The 15,075-nt window shown below is 71.4% G+C and carries 12 protein-coding genes, 1 rRNA gene and 1 riboswitch; of the genes, 1 reads left to right on the forward strand and 12 read right to left on the reverse strand.

Annotated features, from left to right (window positions below; all coding sequences use genetic code 11):
- Positions 1–34: 34 nt before the first annotated feature.
- Positions 35–2,920, reverse strand: coding sequence for an aminomethyl-transferring glycine dehydrogenase (gcvP, locus tag ACI2LW_RS11615; RefSeq protein ID WP_404730992.1), 2,886 nt, complete (start codon positions 2,918–2,920; stop codon positions 35–37).
- A 176-nt stretch (positions 2,921–3,096) separates the two neighbouring features.
- A riboswitch (glycine riboswitch) is annotated at positions 3,097–3,192 on the reverse strand.
- 113 nt (positions 3,193–3,305) lie between these two features.
- Between gcvP and ACI2LW_RS11620 the strand changes: the two genes are divergently transcribed.
- On the forward strand, positions 3,306–3,683 hold the full coding sequence (locus ACI2LW_RS11620; RefSeq protein WP_404730993.1) for a PRC-barrel domain-containing protein: 378 nt from the start codon (positions 3,306–3,308) through the stop codon (positions 3,681–3,683).
- Between the two features lie 192 nt (positions 3,684–3,875).
- On the opposite strand, the gene ACI2LW_RS11625 is transcribed toward ACI2LW_RS11620, so the two are convergent.
- From ACI2LW_RS11625 to rrf, 11 genes are all read right to left on the reverse strand, one after another.
- Entirely contained in the window at positions 3,876–5,555 is a 1,680-nt protein-coding gene (locus tag ACI2LW_RS11625; RefSeq protein ID WP_404730994.1) for a DNA polymerase IV, read from the reverse strand.
- Positions 5,556–5,692: 137 nt separating this feature from the next.
- Complete coding sequence (locus ACI2LW_RS11630; RefSeq protein ID WP_404730995.1) at positions 5,693–6,376, reverse strand: MerR family transcriptional regulator; 684 nt, start codon at positions 6,374–6,376, stop codon at positions 5,693–5,695.
- Between the two features lie 184 nt (positions 6,377–6,560).
- Complete coding sequence (locus ACI2LW_RS11635) at positions 6,561–7,034, reverse strand: bifunctional nuclease family protein (protein ID WP_026253112.1); 474 nt, start codon at positions 7,032–7,034, stop codon at positions 6,561–6,563.
- 72 nt (positions 7,035–7,106) lie between these two features.
- Positions 7,107–7,844 (reverse strand): MerR family transcriptional regulator, encoded by a 738-nt coding sequence (locus ACI2LW_RS11640; protein WP_404730996.1) that lies wholly within the window; start codon positions 7,842–7,844, stop codon positions 7,107–7,109.
- Positions 7,845–7,882: 38 nt separating this feature from the next.
- The gene (locus ACI2LW_RS11645) at positions 7,883–8,836 is read right to left on the reverse strand and encodes an FHA domain-containing protein (protein ID WP_404730997.1); all 954 of its coding nucleotides are present in this window, start codon (positions 8,834–8,836) and stop codon (positions 7,883–7,885) included.
- A gap of 61 nt (positions 8,837–8,897) precedes the next feature.
- A complete protein-coding gene (locus ACI2LW_RS11650; protein ID WP_404731012.1) occupies positions 8,898–9,818 on the reverse strand; it encodes a DUF881 domain-containing protein in 921 nt (306 codons plus the stop codon).
- Between the two features lie 419 nt (positions 9,819–10,237).
- Complete coding sequence (locus tag ACI2LW_RS11655) at positions 10,238–10,570, reverse strand: small basic family protein (RefSeq protein ID WP_003988855.1); 333 nt, start codon at positions 10,568–10,570, stop codon at positions 10,238–10,240.
- On the reverse strand, positions 10,567–11,463 hold the full coding sequence (locus ACI2LW_RS11660; protein WP_404730998.1) for a DUF881 domain-containing protein: 897 nt from the start codon (positions 11,461–11,463) through the stop codon (positions 10,567–10,569). Before ACI2LW_RS11660 ends, ACI2LW_RS11655 begins: the two co-directional genes overlap by 4 nt.
- Positions 11,464–11,651: 188 nt before the next feature.
- The gene (locus ACI2LW_RS11665) at positions 11,652–14,147 is read right to left on the reverse strand and encodes a sugar phosphate nucleotidyltransferase (protein WP_404731013.1); all 2,496 of its coding nucleotides are present in this window, start codon (positions 14,145–14,147) and stop codon (positions 11,652–11,654) included.
- A 115-nt stretch (positions 14,148–14,262) separates the two neighbouring features.
- The gene (locus ACI2LW_RS11670) at positions 14,263–14,871 is read right to left on the reverse strand and encodes a CDP-alcohol phosphatidyltransferase family protein (protein WP_404730999.1); all 609 of its coding nucleotides are present in this window, start codon (positions 14,869–14,871) and stop codon (positions 14,263–14,265) included.
- A 109-nt stretch (positions 14,872–14,980) separates the two neighbouring features.
- Positions 14,981–15,075, reverse strand: a 5S ribosomal RNA gene (gene rrf, locus ACI2LW_RS11675); the annotation flags it as partial.

Genomic DNA, 15,075 nt, shown 5'->3' on the forward strand with positions numbered 1-15,075 from the left:
GGCGGGGGCCCGCTCGTGAGCCGGTCCGGTTCGCTCAGTCCTCGTACGCGTCCAGCGGCGGGCAGGAGCAGACGAGGTTGCGGTCGCCGAAGGCCTGGTCGATACGGCGCACCGGCGGCCAGTACTTGTCGGCGGCCTGGACCCCGCCGGGGAAGACGGCTTCCTCACGGCTGTAGGCGTGCTCCCACTCGCCGCCGAGCACCGCGGCGGTGTGCGGGGCGTTGCGCAGCGGGTTGTCCTCGGCCGGCCACTGGCCGGAGCCGACCTTCTCGATCTCGGCGCGGATGGCGATCATCGCCTCGCAGAACCGGTCCAGCTCGGCCAGGTCCTCCGACTCGGTCGGCTCGATCATCAGCGTGCCGGCCACCGGGAAGGACATGGTCGGCGCGTGGAAGCCGTAGTCGATCAGCCGCTTGGCCACGTCGTCCACGGTCACACCGGTGGACTTGGTCAGCGGGCGCAGGTCGATGATGCACTCGTGCGCGACCAGCCCGCCGGGACCGGTGTAGAGCACCGGGTAGTGCGGCTCGAGCCGCTTGGCGACGTAGTTGGCGGACAGCACGGCCACCTGGGTGGCCCGCTTGAGGCCCTCGCCGCCCATGAGGCGCACATAGGCCCAGGAGATCGGCAGGATGCCCGCCGAGCCCCAGGGCGCGGCGGAGACGGGACCGACCCCGGTCCTCGGACCGGCCTCGGGCTGCATCGGGTGGTTGGGCAGGTACGGCGCGAGGTGCGCGCGCACGGCCACCGGGCCGACGCCCGGACCGCCGCCGCCGTGCGGGATGCAGAACGTCTTGTGCAGGTTCAGGTGGGAGACGTCACCGCCGAAGTGACCGGGCTTGGCCAGGCCGACCAGGGCGTTGAGGTTGGCGCCGTCGACGTAGACCTGGCCGCCGGCCTCGTGGACCCGGGCGCAGATGTCGGCGACGTGCTCCTCGAACACACCGTGCGTGGACGGGTAGGTGATCATGAGCACGGCCAGCTCGTCGCGGTGCTTCTCGATCTTGTCCCGCAGGTCGGCGACGTCGATCTCGCCGTCCTCCGCGGTCTTCACCACGACGACCTTCATCCCGGCCATCACGGCGCTGGCGGCGTTGGTGCCGTGCGCGGAGGACGGGATCAGGCAGACGGTGCGCTGGTCGTCGCCGTTGGCGCGGTGGTATCCGCGCACCGCGAGCAGGCCGGCCAGTTCGCCCTGGGAGCCCGCGTTGGGCTGGAGGGAGACCTTGTCGTAGCCGGTGACCTCGGCGAGCCGCTCCTCCAGCTCGCGGATCAGCGTCAGATAGCCCTGCGCCTGCTCGGCGGGCGCGAAGGGGTGCAGCTGCCCGAACTCCGGCCAGGTGACCGGCTCCATCTCCGTGGTCGCGTTGAGCTTCATGGTGCACGAGCCCAGCGGGATCATGCCCCGGTCGAGCGCGTAGTCGCGGTCGGCGAGCCGGCGCAGGTAGCGCAGCATCGCCGTCTCGGAGCGGTGCTGGTGGAAGACCGGGTGGGTCAGGTAGGCGTCGGTGCGCAGCAGGGCCTCGGGCAGCGCCTCGGCGGCGGAGGCGTCCAGCGCGTCGATGTCACCGGTGACGCCGAAGGCGGACCACACGGCGCGCAGCTGGGCCCGGGCGGTGGTCTCGTCGCAGGCGATGGCCACGTGGTCGGCGTCGACGAGGTGCAGGTTGACGCCGTTCTCGCGGGCGGCGGCGACGACCTGGGCGGCGCGGCCCCGGACCTTGGCGGTCAGGGTGTCGAAGTAGGTCCCGTGCACGACCTCGACGCCGCCTGCCTTCAGGCCCTCGGCGAGGATCGTGGCGTAGCGGTGGGTGCGTCCGGCGATCGACCGCAGGCCCTCGGGGCCGTGGTAGACGGCGTACATGCCGGCCATGACGGCCAGCAGTACCTGGGCGGTGCAGATGTTGCTGGTGGCCTTCTCGCGGCGGATGTGCTGCTCGCGGGTCTGCAGGGCGAGGCGGTAGGCCCTGTTGCCGTCGGCGTCGACGGAGACGCCGACCAGACGGCCGGGCAGGCTGCGGGCGAACTTCTCCTGCACCGCCATGTAGCCGGCGTGCGGGCCGCCGAAGCCCATGGGCACGCCGAAGCGCTGGGTGGTGCCGACGGCGATGTCCGCGCCCAGCTCGCCCGGGGACTTCAGCAGGGTGAGGGCGAGCAGATCGGCGGCCACGGTCACCAGGGCGCCCAGCTCGTGGGCCTGGTCGATGACCGGCTTGAGGTCGCGTACGGCACCGGAGGCGCCCGGGTACTGCAGCAGCACGCCGTTGATCTCGCGCTCGGCGATCTCGGCGGGAATGCCGTCGCTGAGGTCGGCGACGACGACCTCGACACCGGTCGGCTCGGCACGCGTCTCGATGACGGCGACGGTCTGCGGCAGCGCGTCCGCGTCGACCAGGAACAGGCCCTTCTTGTTCTTGCCCATGCGCCGGGACAGCGCCATCGCCTCGGCGGCGGCCGTGCCTTCGTCGAGCAGCGAGGCGCCGGAGGTCGGCAGGCCGGTGAGGTCGGCGACCATGGTCTGGAAGTTCAGCAGGGCCTCGAGGCGGCCCTGGGAGATCTCCGGCTGGTAGGGCGTGTAGGCCGTGTACCAGGCCGGGTTCTCCATGACGTTGCGCAGGATCACCGGCGGGGTGAACGTGCCGTAGTAGCCGAGGCCGATCATGGAGCTGAGGACCTGGTTGCGGTCGGCGAGGGAGCGCAGTTCGGCCAGCACCTCGGCCTCGGTCCGCGCGCCGGGCAGGTCGAGCGCGTCGGCGTTCTTGATCACGTCCGGCACCGCGGCCGCGGTGAGCTCGTCCAGCGAGCCGTAGCCGACCTGCGCGAGCATCTTGGCCCGGGCCTCGTGGTCGGGGCCGATGTGGCGCTGTTCGAAGGGAACGCCCTGTTCGAGTTCGGAGAGCGGGATGCGCTGGGCGGTCATTGCGGAGGCCTCCTGGTCTGACACGACCTTCGAGGGACACCACGGCACGGGTGCCCCGACGGCCTCCCCCTCTGTCATCTCGACCTGAGAGCTTCACCGGGCCGCCCGCGGGGCTCCCGGCTTTCACCGTCGGTGAGAGCGGCGTCCCTCGACACCCCTCTGCTTTCCAGAGTGACCTCACCCGTGCGGTACGTGGGCCTGAGAGATTCCGGGGAGGATTTGCTCCTTCGGCGCCTCCGGTCGCCGCCGGAGGACTCTCCCGCACAGGGTCAGCAGCCAGTGCCAGCGTACCAGCGGGTGGGGCGCACGGGCCTTCGAGTGGCCGCTCGGCCCAATGTGCTCTTTTGTAGTGCTTACGGATGAGTTGCGACCAAGTGGAGGGACCGTGCAGACCGAGATCGATCCGCGCAACCTGATCGGCCGCAAGGCGTTCGACCGCAATGGCAACAAGATCGGCACGGTCGACGAGGTGTACCTCGACGACGCGACGGGCGTGCCCGAGTGGGCGGCCATACGCACCGGCCTGTTCTCGCGGGACGCCTTCGTCCCCCTGGAGCCCAGCGAACTGGTCGACGGCGCGCTGCGTGTCCCCTTCGACCGCGTCCTGATCAAGGACGCCCCCGACTTCGGCGTCGGCCGCCATCTCTCCCCCGAGCAGGAACTGCAGCTCTACCACCACTACGGTCTCGACGTGGCCTCTCCTCCCGGGCTCGTGGACCGCGATTTCGGCAAACTGGCGGGCTCGGGCACGGAGGAGACCTGAGAGCACCCCCCCCGGCGGCGTAATCCCCGCCGCCGGAACATCCGCCGTCCGTGCTCACGGTGGGTTCCCCGCCCCTTCCCCGCGCGGCCGCGGTCCCCGGCCGCCGAGGCGCGGCAGCCGGGGGCCGTGGCCGGCTCTCCGCGCGCCGTTGCGGCCACCGGGCCGGTGGCCGCAACGGCGGGCGCGGCCGGTTCACCCTCCCGGACCCGCCGCGGTCCCCGCGGTGGAGGCGCTGCCCCCGCCGGGGACGCGTTCCCCGGCGGGGGTGGCGTCGACGGCCGGCCCGGGGTCCCCGGCGGATGCGCCGTCCCCGGCCGACGCGTCTCTCGCAGCCGACGTGCCCTTCTCGGCCGACGCGTCTCTCGCAGCCGACGTGCTCCGCGCGGCCGGCGCGCCGTTCTCGGCGGGCGCGCCCGTCGCAGGCGACGGCCCGCCCGCGGCCTCGAAGCCCGAGGTCCCGAAGACCCCGGACGTGAAGTCCGGGGACCCGAAGTCCGCGGCGGGCACGCACTGGGGCGTCCCGGGTCTTCGGGGCACCAGGGGCAGCGGGTCCGCGGGCTCCAGACCGGGATCGTCCGTCCGGAACGTCCGCACGCGTCCCGGCTCCGAGTCGGGCGTCTCGAACCGGACGGTGACCCGGCCCAGACCGCTGCCCTGCACCCATCCGTGGCCGTACTCGCTGTGGCGCACGTCGTGACCGGCCGGCCAGCGCCGCTCCACGGGCGCGGCCTCCTCCGCCCGGGCGTCCGGCGGCTCCTCGGCGACCGCCTCGCTCTCCGCCGCGCTCGCCGCCCGCGCCCCCGCGGCCTGGGCGAACAGGTCCTCCTGGGTGTAGTCGGCCAGGCCGCTCACCCCCACACCGAGCAGTCGCACCCCGCCCGTGGTGTCGACCGAGTCCAGCAGCCGGGCCGCCGCCTCCCGCACCACCGCCGGGTCGTCGGTGGGCCCGCGCAGCGTCTCCGACCGGGTCAGCGTGGAGAAGTCGTACCGCCGCACCTTCAGCACGATGGTCCGGCCCGACAGCCCGGCCCCGCGCAGCCGCCGCACACACCGGTCGGCCAGCCGCTGCACCTCCAGGCCCACCCGCACCCGGTCGTGGATGTCCACGTCGTAGGTGTCCTCGACCGACACCGACTTGGCCTCGCGCTCGGCGACCACGGGCCGCTCGTCGCGCGCCAGCGCCATCGCGTACAGCGCGTGCCCGTGGGCCTTGCCCAGCAGCCGGACGAGTTCGTCCTCGCCGGCCTCGGCGATCTCGTCCACGGTGTGGATGCCGGCCCGTCGCAGATGGTCGCCCGTGGCCGGTCCCACGCCCGGCAGGGTCCGCACGGACATGGGGCCGAGCAGGGCCCGCTCGCTCCCCGGCTCGATCAGCACCAGTCCGTCCGGCTTGGCCTGCTCCGAGGCGATCTTCGCCAGCATCTTGGAGGCGGCCAGGCCCACCGAACCGGTCAGCCCCGTGACGGCCCGGATGTCGGCGCGCAGCTTCGTACCGGCGAGCCGGGCCGAGTCCGCGTCCCAGGCCACTCCCCCGGCCTCCAGGTCCACGAACGCCTCGTCCAGGCTGAGCGGCTCCACCAGCGGCGACAGCGCCCGGAGCAGCTCCATCACCTGGTCGCTGATGGAGCGGTAGAAGGCGAAGCGCGGCACGAGGTACGCGGCGTTCGGCGCGAGCCGCCGCGCCTGGGCCATCGGCATCGCGGAGTGCACCCCGAAGACCCGTGCCTCGTACGACGCGGTGGCGACCACTCCGCGCGGTCCGAGGCCGCCCACCACCACGGCCTTCCCGCGCAGGCTCGGCTTGGACGCCTGCTCCGCCGAGGCGAAGAAGGCGTCCATGTCGAGATGCAGGATCGTGGGCGCGGTTCGCACATCTACGATGCTGCACCACACCACTGACAACGGCCCCGTCGGGCGCCGCGCCGGCGAGTGAGGCCTTGGGGCAAACCGCCCGGTCCCGGTCTCAGACCGACCGGTCGCGGTTTCGGACCGTCCGGGTCGCGGTCTTCTCAGACCGCCCGGTTGCGGCGCCGGGCCAGTTCGTCACCGGGGTTGTGTCCCACCAGGGTCTCCCCGGTGTCGACGCGCTCGCCGTGCAGCTGGGACAGGGCGTTCTCCACGTCCCGCCGGACCACGCCGACCGCGATGCCGAAGACGCCCTGACCGCCCTGGAGAAGGGCCAGCACCTCGTCGGGCGAGGTGCACTCGTAGACCGTGGCGCCGTCGCTCATCAGCGTCACCCGCTCCAGATCACCGAAGCCGCGCTCACGCAGGTGCTGGACCGCGGTACGGATGTTCTGCAGCGACACCCCGGTGTCGAGGAAGCGCTTGACGATCTTCAGCACGACCACGTCGCGGAAGCTGTAGAGGCGCTGCGTGCCGGAGCCGTGGGCGGGCCGCACGCTCGGCTCCACGAGGCCGGTGCGAGCCCAGTAGTCCAGTTGCCGGTAAGTGATGCCGGCCGCCGCGCAGGCCGTGGGGCCCCGGTAGCCGATCTGCTCGGACGCCATGGACGTCGCCCCTCCGCCGCTCGGCACGGCCGTCGGTCGTTGCGGAGCACGGTCGGCGGCGCTGCCGTGCGGGAGAAAACCCCTGCCCGGGAGGGACCGAGAGCTCGGAGGAGGGTACGGACCGCTTCCCCCGACACCGCGTCCGGGGGCACCCCCAGCCGTACCGTCGCCGCTGCTTCCCACGCCGACCTCCGTCCTTGACCTGCCTCCTCGACGGTAGGCAGTCACCACGGGTGCGTCAACGATCGCCACACTCGCCACGCCGAGTGATAATCACCCTAAGAGTGGTTTCCCGTATCCCGTCGCGGGGAAAGGCTAGCCGAATGCGCTTGCTGCCGGCCGCGGGACGTTCGCCGCGAGGCCCGGATCACTGGCTGCTGGTGCCGAAGTCCTCCGGTGAGATCTGGTCGAGGAACTCGCGGAACTTCTCCACCTCGTCCTCCTGTTCGTCGGGGATGGCGATGCCGGCGTCGTCGAGCACCGTGTCACTGCCGTAGATCGGCGTGCCGGTGCGCAGGGCCAGCGCTATGGCATCGGAGGGACGGGCGCTCACCTCGACGCCGCTGGCGAAGACCAGCTCCGCGTAGAAGACGCCCTCACGCAGATCCGTGATGCGCACTTCGGTGAGCTCCTGGCCGACGGCCTCCAGCACGTCCTTGAACAGGTCGTGGGTCAGCGGCCGTGCGGGGGCCATGCCCTGCTGGGCGAAGGCGATGGCCGTGGCCTCCCCCGGTCCGATCCAGATGGGGAGGTAGCGGTCGCCTCCCACTTCACGCAGGAGCACGATCGGCTGGTTGGAGGGCATTTCGACCCGGACACCTACGACATCGAGCTCGTTCACACAGCAACCCTAGGCCGTGCCCGGGACGTTTGGGTAGTCGGGCCGGAAACGGGGGAGCGATCCGGCCGCCCCTCAGGGCAGGCGCACCCCCAGCGCCGTCTGCACCAGCGCCGCGTGCAGCCGGACGGTGAGCGCCGCCAGCTCTTTGGTACGGGCCTCGGCATGTGCCCTGGTCTGCGGGTTGCGGTGGCGCTTGAGCGGGGCCACCACCTGGTCGACGAGGCCGGCCTCCCGGTCCGCGGCGGCCTTCATCACCCGCAGGTGGCGGGGCTCGATGCCGAAGCGCCCCAGTTCGGAGACGAGGGCCGCCACGGTCGCCGCCTCGGCGTCGTAGGCGCCGTCCTCCAGGGGAGTGATCAGCCCGTAGGACTCCCACTCCGCCAGGGTGGCGTCCTCTATTCCGGCGGCGGCGAGCAGCTCGGACCGGCAGATCCGGGCGGCCGTGGGCGCCTCGGACGGCGCCGGCGCCGGCTCGCCGTCCCGCGGCCGGCCGAGCACGGGCAGCTGGACGGCCTCGCCCCGCTCCACCGCGTCCAGGTGCTCGCGGATGACCTTGAGCGGCAGATAGTGGTCGCGCTGCATGCGCAGCACGCGGGCGAGGCGCTCGACGTCCTGCGGGCTGAACTTGCGGTATCCCGAGGGTGTGCGCCGCGGCTCGACCAGCCCCTCCGACTCCAGGAACCGGATCTTGGAGATGGTGACCTCGGGGAACTCGTCGCGCAGCTCGTTCAGCACCGCGCCGATGCTCATCAGCCCACGGTCCGTGGCGGCGGTGCCGTGCCCGGCACCACCGCTCGGTCGTTGCAGCATGGACCTTCCTCGGGTCACCCCGGACGTCCCGGGGAGAGTCAGATGCCCTGCCGGCTCGAGTAGAAGACCAGCCGGTACTTGCCGATCTGCACCTCGTCGCCGTTGGACAGCGCGACCTCGTCGATCCGCTCCCGGTTGACGTAGGTGCCGTTCAGGCTGCCGACGTCGGCCACCGTGAACGAACCGTCCGGGCGGCGCCGGAACTCCACGTGCCGGCGCGAGACCGTCACGTCGTCCAGGAAGATGTCGCTCTGCGGGTGGCGGCCGGCCGTGGTGAGGTCGCCGTCCAGCAGGAAGCGGCTGCCGGAGTTCGGCCCGCGGCGCACCACCAGCAGCGCCGAGCCGAGCGGCAGCGCGTCGACCGCCGCCTGGGCCTCCGGGGACAGCATCGGCGTCTGCCCGGTGGCCTCGGCGTCGTACGCCTCGAGACCGGAGATGGAGATCGTGGACGTCGTCTCCGACGGGCGCTCGGGAACCGCGCCGCCGCGCAGCGGCGCACCACAGTTGGAGCAGAAGCGGCTGTTCTCCGCGTTGCGGTTACCGCACCTCGTACAGACCAGAGCCGACATGGACGGATCCTCCTGCCGCGGCTGCCCCGCCGGGGCATTGGACGCGTACGGGCCGGTGGCAAACCCTCCACCCGTACCTGAGGTTGACGGTTGCCCGAAACCTATGCCGCCCGACTGGGCAGGGTCAACAGACGGCGCGCCCTGACCACCGGAAATGTCACCGCCCGGACCGGGTACCTGGTCCCGGAACAGCGGGCGCTGACCCTCCGCGTCGGGCTGTGCACGATGGCGGGCGGTCGCGTTCTCGCCGCCCTCTCGCGCGCTCTTGCCGAACAACTTCGCAAACAACTTCACGGGCGATTCCCCTTGACCGAAACAGACCCGCCCGTGGGGCAGGACGAACCCTGACTGCGTACACCGGTCGACCCGGACATCTTCACAACGTCCGTATCCACCAGACAGTTTCCACCACGCACCACCCAATCGGTGCGCCGACCCCCCGCAACCTCATGCCCCTGCCGGACTGCCGCCATGCACCCCCGGTTCACTGGGAGGACGACCGAGCGTAGTCAGGCCGCTTCGCCGCCCGCAAGGCATCCACGACGATCTTGTCCGATCGTTCGACGGTCACGGTGGCCTGCTCCTTCTCCAGGGTCTGCACCACGCCTCCAGGGATGTTCAGCGCCGGCTCGAGGTCCTGCGGCTTGCCGATGACCTTGAAACGATAGGGCGCTTCGATCTTGTTCCCGTCGACGTCCACGCTCTTGCCCGAGTCCGTCAGGTAGGTTCCGGCGACCACCCTGACCCCGTTCACCTGGATCGCCTCCGCGCCGGCCGCGCGCAGTTCCTGTATCGCGTCGAGCAGCATGTCCGCCCGGACCGTCCCCTTCGTGTCCTCGATCGTCACCGTGATGCCGGGTCCCTGTGCCGCCACCGTGCCCGCGAGGATGCCGAGTTGCCGCTCCTTCTCGATCGTCTGCCTGCGGGCCTCCTCGGCCTGGTCGGAGCTGTTCTCCAGCTCCTGGCGCTGCTTCTCGAGTCCCTGCTTCTCGTCCTCAAGACGCTGAGTCCGGCCGTCGAGTTCATCGAGGATGCGCACAAGATCCTCCTGGCGTGCGCCGCGCAGCGCGCTGTCGCTGTCGCTGTTGGAGGCGACCTGGACGGCGAGGCCGAAGCCGAGGCCGAACAGCAGGACGGCAACGATGAGTTGGGCCCGTGACAGCCGCGGCGGCCACAAGCTCTGGACGAGCCGCCGGCGCCCGGTCAGCTCCGGCCCCGCCTCCGCGGTGCCGTCACCGGCGGGCTCGCCGGACCCGCCTGCCCCGCCGGCCCGTCCGGCGGTGGGGGCCCCGCCCGGCCCGGTCCCGCGCGGCCCGGCCACGGCCGCGGGCACTTCTTCGGGCAGCTCCTTGCGCAGCGGGAACTCGGGCACGGACGCGGGCGCACCCGGCCGGGCCTCGGGCAGCCGCGGCCGCTGCCGCGGCCCGGGCGCGTCGGCGGACGGACGGGACTCCGGCAGGTCGTCCGGGCGCAGCCGGAACCGGGGCGCCTGCGCACCCTGCCGGAACTCGGGAACGTCCGGGCGCGGGCGCGGTGCGGGGGTGTCCGCGGCCCGCCGGAACTCGGGAACATCCGGACGCGGGCCGGACCCGGCGCCCTCCGCGGCCCGCCGGGACTCCGGCACGTCCGCGCGCGGGCGGGGCTCGGGGCCCTCCGCGGCCCGCCGGAACTCGGGAACATCCGGACGCGGCCGGGACTCCGGCGCGTCCGGACGCGGGCGGGGCTCCGGCGCGTCCGTGTGGGGGCGGGGCTCGGGGGCGTCGCGGTCCGGGCCGGTCTGCGGCCGGGGCTCCTCGGCGTGCTCTTCGTGCCGGCTCATCGGTCTCACGCCCGGAAGACGTGCCGGCGGATCGCCGCGGCGTTGGAGAAGATGCGGATGCCGAGGACGACCACGACACCCGTGGACAGCTGGGCCCCCACGCCCAACTTGTCGCCCAGGAACACGATCAGCGCGGCGACGACCACGTTCGACAGGAACGACACCACGAAGACCTTGTCGTCGAAGATGCCGTCGAGCATGGCCCGCAGACCGCCGAAGACGGCGTCGAGCGCCGCCACCACGGCGATCGGCAGATACGGCTCGACGACCGCCGGAACCTCGGGCCGGACCAACAGGCCGGCCACGACTCCCACGACGAGGCCCAGTACGGCGATCACGATGTGCCCTTCTCAGTGCTCGGCTGTGCTGTACGTACGATCACACTCGGTGCTGCGGGCAGCCGGAGGTCGCTCTCGACGGAGATGCTGGTCCGGATGCCGTAGTTGTCCTGCAGGGCGTTCAGGTACAGCCCGTCGGGGCTGTCCTGGAAGCGGGTGCTGAGCTGCTTGCCGTCCCCCACCGCGAGCACCGTGTAGGGAGGCACCAGCGGCTTGTTGTCGACCAGTATCGCGTCGCCCGCCGCCCGGATCGCGGACAGGGCGGTCAGCCGCTGTCCGTTGATGGAGACGGCCTCGGCCCCCGACTGCCACAGCCCGTTGACGACCCGCTGCATGTCCCGGTCGCGGACCCGGCCGGTGTCGGAGAACCCCGAGGTCTCACGGGGGCCGCCGCTCCCGCCGGAACTGGCTTCCTTGGCGTCGTCGACGACCAGTTTCACGCCGGGCCCGTGGACCTCGGTGGCGCCGGCGAGGAAGCCGACGAGGTCGGCGCGGGCGTTGCCGCCACTGTCCCGGAGCGCCTCCCGCTGCCGCGCGTCGACGTCGTCGCGCAGTTCGTCGACGGTGTGCTCGAGGCGGTCCGCCGCCGCCGTCTCGCGGTCGATGCGGTCGATGAGCTCCTCGCGCTCCTTGGCCACGGTGGGCGCCGCCACGCGTGCCTGCGCCGCTCCCACGGTCACCACCAGAGCGGCCAGCACCAGGCCGACCGCGAGCCCCAGCCGGGCCCGGAGCGTCTTCGGCATGCCGCCCTCGCCCGCGGCCCTCTTGCGCGCGGCCGCCTCGGCGTAGCCGTCGTCGAGGCTGTGGTCCATGACGTTGGTGATCAACGACATGGACGCATCCGGACGGGAGGGCCGCGAGGGGATGCTCCGAATGGGGGGTTGCTGCGGCATGCCGCACATCGTCGCACGCCGCGCCCGGGACCTCCGAATGGCCCCACCGGCGTGCCGGACAGGCCCCCTTGGGGACACTTGTCCGGCACGTGTGCGCGGTGTCCGATTTACCGCGGTCCGCCCACCGCGGCCGGCTCCGCCGCAGGCCACCGCGGCCGGTTCCGCCGGGGTGGCCTGCGGCGTGCTCGCTAGCGGCCCGCGCTGTCCACCACGGCGGCCCACTCGTCCAGCAGCGCCTGGGCGGAGGCGTCGTCGGGTCCCTCGGCCCACAGATGCGTGACGGCCTCGGCCGGGTCGGGCAGCACCATCACCCAGCGGCCGTCGGCCTCCACGACCCGCACGCCGTCCGTCGTGTCGACGAAGCGGTCCCCGGCCTCCTCCACGACCCGGCGCATCACCAGGCCCTTGACGGCCCACGGGGTGGCCAGGTCCCGCTTGAGGACATGGGCCCGCGGGATCCGGGCGTCGATCTGGCTGAGCGTGAGCTGGGTGCGCGCGACGAGCCCGATCAGCCGCACGAACGCCGCCGTGCCGTCGTAGACGCTGCTGAACTCCGGGACGATGAAGCCGCCCTTGCCGTCGCCGCCGAAGATCGTCCCCTCCTCGCCGCCGACCCGCGTCAGGTCGTCCGGGGAGGTGGTGGTCCACTCGACCTGCGTGCCGTGGTAGGCGGCGACCTGTTCGGCGATACGGGTCGTGGTCACCGGCAGCGCGACCCGGCCGCTGCGCCGCTCGGCGGCCACCAGGTCGAGCATGACGAGCAGCGCCCGGTCGTCCTCGATGATGCGGCCCTTCTCGTCGACGAGCGACAGCCGCTCGCCCACCGGGTCGAAGCGCACGCCGAAGGCGGCGCCGGAGGACCCCACGATCTCGCCGAGGCGCACCAGGCCGGCCCGCCGCATCTCGGCGGTCTCCGTCGGCCGGGACTCGTCGAGACCGGGGTTGATCGTCAGCGAGTCGACGCCGAGCTTGCCCAGCAGGCTGGGCAGCACGAGTCCCGCGCTTCCGTTGGAGGCGTCCACGACGACCTTCAGGCCCGACTCGGCGATCCCGGTCGTGTCGACGTTCCGCAGCAGGGAGCCCGTGTACGAGTCGAAGACGCTGGCCGGGAAGTACAGGTCGCCGATCTCGCCCGGGAACGCGCGCCGGTACTCCTGGCGCGCGAAGACCCGGTCCAGCTTGCGCTGGCCGGCCTGCGACAGGTCGGCGCCCTGACCGTCGAGGAACATGATGTCGACGGAGTCCTGCACCCCGGGCGTGGTCCGGATCATGATGCCGCCGGCGCTGCCCCGTGCCGTCTGCTGCCGGGCGACCGGCAGCGGCACGTTCTCCAGGTCCCGTACGTCGATCGCGCTGGCCTGAAGCGCCGAGATGACCGCCCGCTTCAGCGCCCGGGCACCGCGGGAGTGGTCGCGTGCCGTGGTGACCGTCGAGCCCTTCTTCAGGGTCGTCGCATAGGCGCCGGCGAGCCGGACGGCCAGCTCCGGGGTGATCTCCACGTTGAGGATGCCGGAGACCCCGCGCGCGCCGAACAGATGGGCCTGGCCGCGGGACTCCCAGATGACCGAGGTGTTGACGAAGGCGCCGGCCTCGATCGTCTTGAACGGGTAGACCCGCACGTTGCCCTGCACGATCGATTCTTCGCCGATCAGGCACTCGTCGCCGATGACCGCGCCGTCCTCGATCCGCGAGGCGCGCATGATGTCGGTGTTCTTGCCGACGACGCAGCCGCGCAGATTGCTGTGCTGTCCGATGTAGACGTTGTCGTGGACGACCGCGCGGTGCAGGAAGGCGCCGCTCTTCACGACGACGTTGGAGCCCACGACGGTGTGCTCCCGGAGTTCGGCGCCGGCTTCCACCTTGGCGTAGTCGCCGATGTAGAGCGGTCCGCGGAGCACGGCGTCGGGGTGCACTTCGGCGCCTTCGGCGACCCAGACCCCCGGGGAGATCTCGAAGCCGTCGATCTCGACGTCGACCTTCCCCTCGAGGACGTCCGCCTGGGCCTTCACATAGCTCTCGTGGGTGCCGACGTCCTCCCAGTAGCCCTCGGCGACATAGCCGTAGATCGGCTTGCCCTCCTTCATCAGCTGAGGGAAGACGTCGCCGGACCAGTCGACCGGAACGTCGGCCTCGACGTAGTCGAAGACCTCGGGCTCCATCACGTAGATGCCCGTGTTCACGGTGTCGGAGAAGACCTGTCCCCAGGTCGGCTTCTCGAGGAAGCGCTCGACCTTGCCCTCTTCGTCGACGATGGTGATGCCGAATTCCAGCGGGTTGGGCACGCGGGTGAGACACACGGTCACCATCGCGCCCTTTTCCTTGTGGAACCGGATCAGGTCGGTGAGGTCGAAGTCGGTCAGTGCGTCGCCGGAAATCACGAGGAAGGCGTCGTCCCTCAACGCCTCCTCGGCGTTCTTGACGCTTCCGGCGGTACCGAGTGGCTTCTCCTCATTGGCATAGGTGAGCTCCATCCCGAGCTCTTCGCCGTCACCGAAGTAGTTCTTGACCAGCGAGGCCAGGAACTGCACCGTGACGACGGTTTCGTTGAGCCCATGCCTTTTGAGCAGCCGCAGCACGTGCTCCATGATCGGCCGGTTGACCACCGGCAGGAGCGGCTTGGGCATGCTCGAGGTCATTGGGCGAAGGCGAGTGCCTTCGCCTCCGGCCATCACGACGGCCTTCATGTCGGAAGCGTCCTCCTCCAAGAGATGACGATCTAGCCGACTTCACCCTCCAGATCATCCCGCACTTTTCCGCGGCGGGCCATCGGAGCCTTCGGGGCTGCGTGAATGGGCGGGGTCAGCCGGCCATGGCGTCCGCACGGACCAGGCGGCGGACTTGTACCACGTAGAGGACTCCTGCCCACCAATAGAGTGTTGTACCCCATCCGGCGAACGCCCATCCGAAAACGGCGGCCAGTGACGCGATCCAGCCGCTTCCGTCACTGAGCAGGAGCAGGGGGAAGGCGTACATCAGGTTGAAGGTCGCCGCCTTCCCGAGGAAGTTCACCTGGGGCGGAGGGTAGCCGTGCCGCCTGAGGACGCCCACGGCCACCAGAAGCATCAATTCCCGCGCCAGCAGGAGCGCGGTGAGCCAGACGGGCAGGATCTCGCGCCAGGTGAGTCCCAGCAGGGTGGAAAGCACGTACAGCCGGTCCGCCGCCGGGTCGAGAAGCCGGCCGAGGCTGCTGATCTGGTTCCACCGCCGGGCGAGCTTGCCGTCGAGATAGTCGCTGACGCCGCTCAGCGCCAGCACCAGCAGTGCCCAGCCGTCGCTCTTGGGGCCGCCGAACTCCGGCCTGAGGATCAGCCACAGGAACAGCGGCACGCCGACGAGACGCGCCATGCTGAGGATGTTGGGGATGGTGAGGACCCGGTCCGTCTGGACACGGGTCTCCTGGACCTCCACCCGGGGGCCTCCTGGTTGAACGTTCCGACGATGCTTCCCGACCCTACCTCAACGCAAAAAAAGCTCTGGTTCCTGGGCTGTCTGCCCAAGAACCAGAGCTGTAAAAGGAGTTCGGCGGTGTCCTACTCTCCCACAGGGTCCCCCCTGCAGTACCATCGGCGCTGTGAGGCTTAGCTTCCGGGTTCGGAATGTAACCGGGCGTTT

Origin of the sequence: Streptomyces sp. NPDC004065 (assembly GCF_044903565.1) — a bacterium.
Lineage (GTDB): Bacteria > Actinomycetota > Actinomycetes > Streptomycetales > Streptomycetaceae > Streptomyces.

Bases quoted from the DNA above. Each gene is read 5' to 3' on its own strand.
- ACI2LW_RS11660 (WP_404730998.1), bottom strand. From the start codon at position 11,463: ATGCCGCAGCAACCCCCCATTCGGAGCATCCCCTCGCGGCCCTCCCGT.
- gcvP (WP_404730992.1), bottom strand. From the start codon at position 2,920: ATGACCGCCCAGCGCATCCCGCTCTCCGAACTCGAACAGGGCGTTCCC.
- ACI2LW_RS11640 (WP_404730996.1), bottom strand. From the start codon at position 7,844: ATGCTGCAACGACCGAGCGGTGGTGCCGGGCACGGCACCGCCGCCACG.
- ACI2LW_RS11665 (WP_404731013.1), bottom strand. From the start codon at position 14,147: ATGAAGGCCGTCGTGATGGCCGGAGGCGAAGGCACTCGCCTTCGCCCA.